We start from the raw sequence: 9081 nt of genomic DNA, 5'->3' as shown, positions 1-9081 counted from the left end.
GCGCACGGCGCTCCCCGCCTTGCGGCGCCCCGCCGCATGCCGGGCGGCCAGGCGCCAAGACCAGCCTGGCGCCGGGGACGGCGGCCAAGGCAGCCCGCGCCGCGCCTCAGACGATGCGGATGCTCAACTCCGGCAGGCCGTCCACGTGCGCCACGATCACGTCGCCGCGCACCACCGGCCCCACGTTCTCCGGCGTGCCCGAATAGATCAGGTCGCCCGGGAACAGCTCGAAAGCCTGCGACAGCCGCGCGATCTGCTCGGCCACCGACCAGATCATGTGCGACAGCGTCGCCTGTTGCTTGCGCTCGCCATTGACCGCCAGCCAGATGCTGCCTTCCTTGTAGTGCCCCGTCTGGCTCACCGGATGGATCGGGCCGATCGGCGCGGCGTGGTCGAAACTCTTGCCGATTTCCCACGGCTTCTTCTGGTCGCCCATGCCGCGCTGCAGGTCGCGCCGCGTCATGTCCAGCCCCAACGCGTAGCCGTAGACGCAGTCGAGCGCCTGTTCCACGGGGATGTCGCGGCCGCCTTGCGACAAGGCCGCCACCAGTTCCACCTCGTAGTGGTAGTTCTGGGTCAGCGGCGGGTAGGGGTGATCGGCCACCGTGTCCGGAAGCACCACCTGGATCGCGTCCGTCGGCTTCTGGAAAAAGAACGGCGCTTCGCGGCTGGGGTCCGAACCCATCTCGATGGCGTGCGCGGCATAGTTGCGGCCGATGCAGTAGATGCGGCGCACCGGAAAGCGCAGGTCGCCGCCGGCGATCGGCACGGTGGTCTGCGGCACGGCAAACGGGGTCTGGGCGGATTGGGTCATCGCGGGTCTCCTGAAGGTTGCGAGGGGTCACGGCCAGATTAGGTCCGCGCCGCCCGCGTCGCCTGGAGACGATTACGCAATCCGTGGACGATTCCGCGCATTTCGCGGCGTGTCCTGCCGTCCTGTTTGCGCGGTCTTTCGCCCCGTCTTTTGCCCGGCCTCCTGCGCGACCTTCGGCGGCGTCCGCGCGCCGTCGCCGCGCAGGCGCTCGCGGTAGCCGGTCGGGCTGACGCCTTCCAGCTGCCGGAAGCGGCGCGAGAAATACGCCTCGTCCGCGAATCCCGCGGCATGCGCCACCTGCGCCACGCCGCGCGCCGTATGCGCCAGCAGATCGCGCGCCAGCGCCATGCGGCGCTCGGCCACCAGCTCGGTGAAGGTCTTGCCGGTCTCTTTCTTGAGCAGGTGCGCCAGGTAATTGGGCGACAGGAACGCCGCCGCCGCCGCGTCGTTCAGCGTCAGGTTCTCGGCCAGATGCGCGCCGATGTGCGCCAGCACCCGTCGCACGCTCTCGCGCCGGCTGCTGCCAGCGTGATGGCGCGCCAGGTGCAGCAGATCGGCCTCGTAGCGTGCGCACACCAGCCCGATCAGCTGCAGCAGCAGCCCGCGGATCGCCGTCGACGAACCGAAGCCGCGCCGCCGGTTCTCCGCCATCAGCCGGGCGATCAGCGTCTCGGCCTCGGCCAGCCCCTGCGCGTCCAGCTCGAAATCCAGGTATTCCTGGAACAGGAACGGCGCCAGCGCCGGCGCCTGCGACACCGGCACGTCCTCCAGGTCCAGCGCGTCCACCGCCAGCTCCGGCCACAGGAAGCGCTGCGCGAAATTGATGATGACGTAGCGCGCGCCGGGCGGATGCGGCACCAGGTGCACCCGGTACGGCAGCACGAAGCTCAGCCCGCCGCGCGGAAACGGCCGCGTGGTGCCGCTGATGGTCTGGCGCGTGTCGCCCTCCAGGTTCACCTGGATCTGGAAGTACTCGTGCCGGTGCGGCTGCTCCAGCGGCTCGCGCACCTGCTGCGCCCGGATATCGAAGTCGAAATAATCCGCGCGCTCGGCCATGCCGTAGGTCTTGATGCGGTTCATGCGTGGGGCGGAGAAACGGACGATTGCATGGGCAGAATGTAGCGCCGGCGCGACGGCCGCGCCAGCCGCCGCCGAAATTGTCCGCTCACCGGTCGCCACCGGCCGGCGCTGGCGCGCGCCGTCCGCTTTGCGCTACCGTGGGGCATTGCGCAGCAGACACTTACCATCCCATGACAGACACCATCCCCGCCGGCTTCGCGCCGTGGCAACCCAGCAGCCAGTTCATGCGCCACCTGGCGGACCTGGGCGGCTTCTACCGGCGCGCGGCCGACGACGTGCTGGCCATGCGCATCGGCGCGGCCCACGGCAACATGCACGGCATGGCCCACGGCGGCCTGCTCGCCACCCTGGCCGACAGCGCCCTCGGATACGTCATCGCCCATCAATGCCAGGCCTCGGTCGTCACCGCGCAGATGTCGGTCGAATACCTCAACGCCGTCATGCCCGGCGACTGGCTCGAAGCCCACGTCACCATCGACAAGCGCGGCAAGCGCCTGATCTACGCCACCTGCCATCTGAAGGTGGACGAACGCCTGGTGCTCAAGGCCAGCGCCGTCTTCGCCGTGCGCCAGGCCGCGGTGCCGACCTCGGACGGTTGATGCGGCGGGCGGCGAAGCCGCCAAACGCAACCGGCGGCCAGCGGCCGCCGATTTTCCCGCATGCCGGCGCCGCCGGGCTCAGAGGTAGGGCGTGGCCAGCCAGATCACCTTGTTGCGCAGCCGCTTGGCGAACGGCGCCTGCTGCAATTCATCGAGCGTCTGCCGGCGTGCGTTGGCCACCAGCGCATCGATGCGGGCGCCGATCCAGCATGCCACCTGCGGGTCGTAGATCTCCGTATCCAGCTCGAAATTCAGCCGCAGGCTGCGCGGGTCCAGGTTGGACGACCCGACATAGGCCCAGCCGTCATCCACCGTCATCAGCTTGGAATGGTCGAACGCCCCGCGCGAGCGCCACACCCGGCAGCCGGTGCGCACCACCTGGTCCAGTTGCGCCGTCATGGCATAGTCGACCAGCCGCAGATTGTTCTTGCCCGGAATCACGATATCCACCGTCACCCCGCGCCGCGCCGCCGTCGCCAGCGCGCCGATCAGCGGTTGGTCCGGCAGGAAATAGGGCGACTGGATCCGCACGTGGCGCTGCGCCACCGCCAGCGCGCCCAGGATGATGCTGTGCGCGCTGCCCATGGCGCGGTCGGGACCCGACGGCACGCAGCGCATCGGCACCACCCCATGCACGGGCTGGGCGTGCGGATCGAACCATGGCCGCGCCGGCAGCGACTCGTGCGTCGTGAAATTCCAGTCGTGCGCAAACACCGACATCAACTGCGTCACGATCGGGCCTTCCACCCGGAAATGCGTATCGACATTGGTGGCCGCGCCCGACAGCGCCGTCACGAACGCCGCCCGCACGTTCATGCCGCCGGTGAAACCGATGCGGCCATCCACCACCAGCACCTTGCGGTGGCTGCGCAGATTGGCATACGGCATGCGCAGCACGCCCAGCGGATTGGTCATGAACCGCGCCACCGGCACGCCGCCGCGCGCCAGCATCCGCACGATCGGCGGCCGCGAATACTTGGCGCCGATCGCATCGATCAGCACCCGCACCTGCACCCCGCGCCCGTGCGCCTCGATCAGCGCCTGTGCCATCTCGCGGCCGATCGCGTCGTTGTCGAAGATGTAGCTCTGCATCGCCACCGCGTGGCGCGCCTCGCGGATCGCCTGCAGCATCGCCGGATACGCCTCATCGCCGCCGGCCAGCGGCCGCACCGCGTTGCCGCCCAGCAGCCGAAAGCGGCTGACCTGGTCGCCCAGCACCTTCAGCGACGCGAACTGCGGGCCCGAGATCGGCGCCACGTCCACGCTGGGCGTCTCCACCAGCGCCGCGTCCACCAGCATGGCTTCGTCACGCTGCTGCGACAGCCGCGTTTTGCGGATCCGGTTGATCCCCGCCACGAAATAGGCCGCCGCCCCGAACAAGGGCGAGAACAGCGCCAACCCGACCCAGCCGATGGCCGAGCGCACGTCCTGCTTGGTCATGGCGGCATGCACCGCCGCGCCCGTGCCCGCCACCACGCTGATGCCGAACACCATGTGCGGCCAGTAAGCGGTCAATAATTCATGTATGCGATCCATGGCAACGGCGCGACGCAGGCCTCCAGAGGGTGATTCGAGCGCCAAGGATAGCAAGGCGGGCAGGCGTGGCAAGAGGGGGCGGACGAGGCCGAGGCTGCAGGACCGCGGGGCGTTTTACACCGCCGAAAAAAACATGCTAGAATTCGGCCTCTTTGCAGTTGAACACGAAATTTCTGGTGTCAGCGCAAGAAAAATGTGGTGGCTGTAGCTCAGTTGGTAGAGTCCCGGATTGTGATTCCGGTTGTCGTGGGTTCGAGTCCCATCAGCCACCCCAAAGAATTCCCTTACATTACAGGCACTTAGGTGCCTGTTTTGTTTTCTCGGGGAACATTCGGGGTAATTGCGGATTCCAGGCGGGCCATTTCAAGGTCGTCGTGGGCGCCGTCCAGCCACTTGGCATAAGTGGTCAGGAACACCTGAATGCTATGCCCCATCTGCTTGGCGCAGAACGCCGGGCGCATCCCAGCCATCAGCATCATCGTCGCGTAGGTATGACGGATGTTGTACGGGCGCCGATATCGGATCCCCAAGATCTTCAAGGCTGGTGACCAATAGCTGCGGCGAAACGCCCGCTCATCCTCCCAGGCCGTTCCGTACCTGGGGTCCAGCCAAACCTGCTCGCCACGCATCCGGGAGTGTTTCTCCTGTCGATGGAAGGCCGCGAAGCTGCGGCTGTTGAGCTTGACCAAGCGCCCGGTATTGGTTTTTGTCCTGGACTTCCGCTCACCACGGACAATGGCCTCCACAATTTGCGCGGTTTTGTCCCTTAGATCGACATTCGGCCATCGAGTGCCGAACACCTCTGACGTGCGAAGGCCGGTGAAAAACCAGGCTTCGATCATGTTGTAGACCGGCTCGGGATATTTCTCCGCCGCGTAGCCGATGATGGCCTCGGCCTCTTCCAGGCTGAAAGGGTCTGGCGGCTCCTTCTGGTGCTTGGCCCGCGGCACGCCCTCGGCCGGGTTGTCGGTCAGAATCTTGTCCTGCACCGCCAGCTCGAGAGCCTGCCGCAGGACGGATACATAGTTGTTGACGGTTTTCCCCGTCAGGTCCGGTCGGCTGGCTATAACGGTCAGGATGTGGCTGAGTTTCAGGCGGCGCAGGGGGATCAGCCCAAGGCGCAAGCCATGCTTGTTGGCCACCCCGTTCTTCCAGAACTTGATGGCGCTGGAATAGCCGTCCTTGGTGGAATTCTCGATCCGCTGCGATGCGACCCACACGTCGAGCTGGCCGCCTACCGTGCCGTCCACTTCGGCGACCGACTCCGGGAAGTACTCCGCCATGCTGAAAGTGCCGTGCCGGATCTTCTCCCGGATCTCGATTGCCACCCGCTCTGCGTATTTGACGTTGGCGGGCGTCGGTAGCATAGGCGTGCCGTTCACCTTCAGGGTTTCCCGCTTCTTGGCCCCATCGAGGGTGAAAGAAATCCGGATGGACTTCTCCCGGATCTCTACGCCTGTCCCTTTTCTACCCATTGTCGGTATCCTGCCATTGAAATGAAAATGCCGCCGTCACAGGAGCGGATCCATTCGCGTCCTTCGATCCATTTGCCGGCTTCGATCTTACGGCGGATCGCCTTTTCCGTAAGGCCCGTGATGGTAGCGGCGAGCGCTATCGTCACGTAGGGCGCCGGCGCAACCTGCACAGCAGGCTCAACCGCACGTTGCAACATATCGCCTCCAAAACAAAGCCCGCGCTAGGCGGGCATCAAAGTCCTAAGTCGGTCGCCGTTAGCGGTGGGTCACTATCGTCAGAGCATTTTTTGAGTTCGCCGACGAGATAGCGGACCACACCTAGCGTGAAGTCATAGTCAGCCATCAGAAGATCCACGGACTTGATCAGCTCAAAGGCTTGATCTTGGGTTTCGAACTCTGCCGATTCAGCTAGGATGTCGGGGTCGATGTCAATAAAGAGCTTCACATTTCCTCCATATTCTTGCCAATCTCCGCAGCCATGGCCGCGTCTATCCCAGCATTGATTTCGGCAGGCAAATCGCGTTCATCCCAATCGAGTTCTGTCGGCTCCCCGTCTGGGTCAATCAAGCGTGCGCCGCCATAGCCGCATTCAATGCTCAACTCGATGTAGTACCCGATAGGAAGTTCGGTAGCAGCCCTGTCTATTGCTACGGCATAACGGGCCATCGCCACAAGCTGGTCCCTCTCTGCCCGCGACAGGCTAACCGTCTCGCCAAAGGGATGGCACGTAGTCTTGCGGTTGGCGATGGCGTCAAGTTGTTCCTTGTTCATCACGGCTCCGTATTGGGATGGGCTTCGATGGTCTGCCCAGTGAGATGGCCCGTTTCCTTGAGGGCATCGAGTTGCAGCCGGGCGTGGTCGTCGCTGATGGCTGAAATGTGGCACTCGTAGGAGCCGTCCGGGCTGTAAAACTTGACCGAGTAGGCATGCCATACGCGGCCCTGGGCGTCCTTGCAGGATGTGGCGTAGGGGATGTGGTCATTCACGGGCGCCTCCGTCCTCGGTGGGCTGGGTAAGCAGATGTCGCAGCGCCATGGCGTCCCACCAGGCGTTGTGCTGAACCGCCCCGGGCAGGGTGGTTGGGTAGGCATCTACGCGGTGAACCTCGAACGACAGGTGAGGGATGTTCACCATCTGGCCGGGCGCGGTGATGATGGCCTGGCAGAAATAGCGGATGTCGTCCGGCCAATCGGTGTTGATGTGCGGCACTGGGTCGCCACGCAGGAACTCGGCGATGCGCACCGCGCCGCCGTGGTGGCGGCAGTTCACGACCGTTACGGGGAACGGAACCGCCCGCATGATCGGCAGGACGTTCTCGCGCACCCAGGGCTGCTGCGCGGCGTGGTCCGTGTAAACGAGGTACAGCGAATCGCCATCCTCACGCACCAGCGCCAAGGATAGGAGCGGGCCGCCGAAGCCGTCGAACTCGGTGTCGAGGTAGTAGTTCAATCCCGTTCTCCTTGTTCGGCCTGGGTGGCAGAAAGGGAGGCGCGGGCTTCCCATGCAGCGAACATGGATTCACGGAATTTCGGACCCATGCCGGCGCGGTATGCCCAAGCCTCGAATGCCGCTCGCTCGTCCATATCCCCGGCGCGCTGCTGGCCGCCGTCCTTGTGCGCCTGGGGCTGCTTGATAGCCTGATCCCATCCTGCCGCCCAGCCGTCGGCGCGGCCTCGTTCGTACTCGGCGCTGGCCTGGGGCGCGGCATCAGCAAAGCGACGTAGGGCGCGCTCGCCGCGCTCAATGATGGCGGCCCGGGTTGCCTTCTCCTGGTCCATCTCCTGATTCGCCTCGTAGGCCATGTCCGACGCGAGGTCGCCCAATTCTTCCGCCAGCTTTGCCACTTCGCTCTGCGCCTCCCCGGCTACAGGGGCGCTTGCCAGGGCGGCGCGAAACTCGTAGACGGCCTGGCTGATGGTGCAGAGGTTCTCGCTGCCGACCTGAGTTGATTTTCCGAGATAGACGGCGCCGCGCTTGGTCGTATAGGCGACAGGCTTAAGGGCCAGCGCGAAGCGCTCGGCGAACGTCTCCACCGCCCGCTCATCGGCTATAGGGGCACTTACAGGTGTATACCCGTTTACGCTGTGAGTGCCGATGATGGCGAGCATGTGCCGGCCTTTAGGCAGTGCGGTCAGTTGCTCGTCGGTCAGGTCGGTTCCCACGTCCATATAGCCGCCCGTTCCCAGGTCGAGATACGCCACGGCCTGTCGCTCATCGGCTACAGGGGCGCGCACCTGGGACAGCGCCTGCTCAACATGCGAGCGCACGGTGGCGCAGGGTATCGTGGCGTTCGGCCAGGGTTGCGTGAGGCGCATCAGCTCGTTCAGATGATGCTCTGCCGTCAGCACGCGCTGGGTGATGTCGTCTTGTTGGGTCATGCTGCCTCCTTAGATTCGGCTGCTGAGAAGATGGAATGCTGCTGCTGCCACTCGCGGAACTTGGCCGTTTCCAAGGCCGTTAAGTCGGTCCACCCGGTGGGCCACCCCATTAGCCACTCGACCCACGTTGGGTTCAGGGGGCCATTCATTTCCGAGGGCGTAACCATGGTGGCCATCTTCTTCCTGGCTCCGGCGCCGCCCCATTTGCACAGGGCTGCACCGCCGCTTGACTTCATCGTTGTCGGTGTCGGGTAGAGATTGGCGGCCAGGCTGAGCGGCGTGCCGCCCTGCGCATACGGCTTCGACCGCTGCCCCGTGTCGCTGGCTGTGGGGGTCGGCCACATCCTTACAGCGGCTTCCAGTCCTACCTGAACCTTCCGGCCGTTGTGATAGGCCGTCTTGCCGCGCCAGTCCGTGACATGCGCAACGCTGCGTCCACCGTTCGGGACGTTCGGCGTAGGCCACAATCCAGATTCGTTCGCGGAGGTGCTGAGCTCCGGTGTCGGCTGCGGACACGACTCCCCATTCCGCATCGAACCCCAGCGCGGCCAGGTCTCCGAGAACGGTTCCGAGTCCCCTAGAAGTGAGAATTGGGCTGTTCTCCACGTAGACGAAGCGCGGTCGAACTTCAGCCACGATCCGGGCCATTTGGCTCCAGAGGCCGGATCTTGCGCCGGCCAGGCCTGCGCCGCGTCCTGCCGCGCTGATGTCCTGGCATGGGAAGCCGCCAGATACCACGTCAACAATGCCGCGCCACGGCCTTCCGTCAAAACTGCACACGTCAGACCAAATCGGGAAAGGTCGGAGGGTTCGATCGTTTTGTCTTGCCGCGAGAACTTGTGCGGCGTAGGCATCACGTTCAACTGCGCAGACGGTTCGCCATCCGAGCAGGTGGCCGCCGAGAATTCCTCCACCAGCGCCTGCGAAAAGAGCCAGCTCATTCATTTTTCCTCCACGCAAGACGATCCATTGCGGCGCTATGATTGGCTTTCACCCAAGGGAGGGCGCCATGTGGAAATGCCGAAAATGTGGGTTGGAAGTCATCTTTTCCGCCGTTGAGCCGGAAATCGATGAGGTTGGCAGCTTCTTCAAGTGCCCCGGATGCGATCACAGGAACGAGCTGATTAATGTCGGCCCTTACGGGGACGATGACCCGATCACGCTGGGCCAACCGGACGACTGAAACGGTGATGTCCATG

Annotated in this window: 13 protein-coding genes and 1 tRNA gene; 2 read left to right on the top strand and 12 right to left on the bottom strand. The window is 64.7% G+C overall.

What is annotated here, in order from left to right; all coding sequences use genetic code 11:
- Nucleotides 1-106: 106 nt before the first annotated feature.
- Nucleotides 107-814: a fumarylacetoacetate hydrolase family protein gene (locus ACUTAG_RS06260; RefSeq protein ID WP_148318393.1), complete on the bottom strand. Its 708-nt coding sequence runs from the start codon at nt 812-814 to the stop codon at nt 107-109.
- Nucleotides 815-886: 72 nt separating this feature from the next.
- Nucleotides 887-1894 (bottom strand): helix-turn-helix transcriptional regulator, encoded by a 1008-nt coding sequence (locus tag ACUTAG_RS06255; protein ID WP_058665034.1) that lies wholly within the window; start codon nt 1892-1894, stop codon nt 887-889.
- 170 nt (nt 1895-2064) lie between these two features.
- Between ACUTAG_RS06255 and ACUTAG_RS06250 the strand changes: the two genes are divergently transcribed.
- A complete protein-coding gene (locus ACUTAG_RS06250; RefSeq protein ID WP_006387591.1) occupies nt 2065-2493 on the top strand; it encodes a PaaI family thioesterase in 429 nt (142 codons plus the stop codon).
- 78 nt (nt 2494-2571) lie between these two features.
- On the opposite strand, the gene ACUTAG_RS06245 is transcribed toward ACUTAG_RS06250, so the two are convergent.
- The gene (locus ACUTAG_RS06245) at nt 2572-4029 is read right to left on the bottom strand and encodes a phospholipase D-like domain-containing protein (protein WP_054440958.1); all 1458 of its coding nucleotides are present in this window, start codon (nt 4027-4029) and stop codon (nt 2572-2574) included.
- Between the two features lie 198 nt (nt 4030-4227).
- Between ACUTAG_RS06245 and ACUTAG_RS06240 the strand changes: the two genes are divergently transcribed.
- Nucleotides 4228-4303 (top strand) — tRNA-His (locus ACUTAG_RS06240).
- A 25-nt stretch (nt 4304-4328) separates the two neighbouring features.
- Here the strand turns inward: ACUTAG_RS06240 and ACUTAG_RS06235 are convergent.
- The 9 genes from ACUTAG_RS06235 to ACUTAG_RS06195 are packed head-to-tail and all read right to left on the bottom strand — an operon-like array spanning nt 4329 to nt 9080.
- A complete protein-coding gene (locus tag ACUTAG_RS06235; RefSeq protein ID WP_446650075.1) occupies nt 4329-5504 on the bottom strand; it encodes an Arm DNA-binding domain-containing protein in 1176 nt (391 codons plus the stop codon).
- Nucleotides 5480-5701, bottom strand: a complete 222-nt coding sequence (locus ACUTAG_RS06230; RefSeq protein WP_043207549.1) for a hypothetical protein — start codon at nt 5699-5701, stop codon at nt 5480-5482. Before ACUTAG_RS06230 ends, ACUTAG_RS06235 begins: the two co-directional genes overlap by 25 nt.
- 35 nt (nt 5702-5736) lie before the next feature.
- The gene (locus tag ACUTAG_RS06225; protein WP_446650074.1) at nt 5737-5949 is read right to left on the bottom strand and encodes a hypothetical protein; all 213 of its coding nucleotides are present in this window, start codon (nt 5947-5949) and stop codon (nt 5737-5739) included.
- Nucleotides 5946-6275 (bottom strand): hypothetical protein, encoded by a 330-nt coding sequence (locus ACUTAG_RS06220; RefSeq protein ID WP_446650073.1) that lies wholly within the window; start codon nt 6273-6275, stop codon nt 5946-5948. Before ACUTAG_RS06220 ends, ACUTAG_RS06225 begins: the two co-directional genes overlap by 4 nt.
- On the bottom strand, nt 6275-6490 hold the full coding sequence (locus tag ACUTAG_RS06215) for a hypothetical protein (RefSeq protein WP_446650072.1): 216 nt from the start codon (nt 6488-6490) through the stop codon (nt 6275-6277). Before ACUTAG_RS06215 ends, ACUTAG_RS06220 begins: the two co-directional genes overlap by 1 nt.
- Nucleotides 6483-6953 carry a hypothetical protein gene (locus ACUTAG_RS06210; RefSeq protein WP_446650071.1) on the bottom strand — a complete coding sequence of 157 codons (471 nt, stop codon included), beginning with the start codon at nt 6951-6953 and terminating at the stop codon, nt 6483-6485. Before ACUTAG_RS06210 ends, ACUTAG_RS06215 begins: the two co-directional genes overlap by 8 nt.
- Nucleotides 6950-7882, bottom strand: a complete 933-nt coding sequence (locus ACUTAG_RS06205; RefSeq protein ID WP_446650070.1) for a hypothetical protein — start codon at nt 7880-7882, stop codon at nt 6950-6952. Before ACUTAG_RS06205 ends, ACUTAG_RS06210 begins: the two co-directional genes overlap by 4 nt.
- A gap of 9 nt (nt 7883-7891) precedes the next feature.
- Nucleotides 7892-8827 carry a DNA cytosine methyltransferase gene (locus tag ACUTAG_RS06200; protein WP_446650069.1) on the bottom strand — a complete coding sequence of 312 codons (936 nt, stop codon included), beginning with the start codon at nt 8825-8827 and terminating at the stop codon, nt 7892-7894.
- Nucleotides 8820-9080, bottom strand: coding sequence for a hypothetical protein (locus tag ACUTAG_RS06195; RefSeq protein ID WP_446650068.1), 261 nt, complete (start codon nt 9078-9080; stop codon nt 8820-8822). The genes ACUTAG_RS06200 and ACUTAG_RS06195 overlap by 8 nt, the downstream gene beginning before the upstream one ends.
- Between the last annotated feature and the right edge of the window lies 1 nt (nt 9081).

This window comes from Achromobacter sp. CSND-B12 (genome assembly GCF_052906545.1).
Note: the sequence above shows the minus strand (reverse complement) of the source record. Positions and strands in the feature narration are given on the sequence as shown.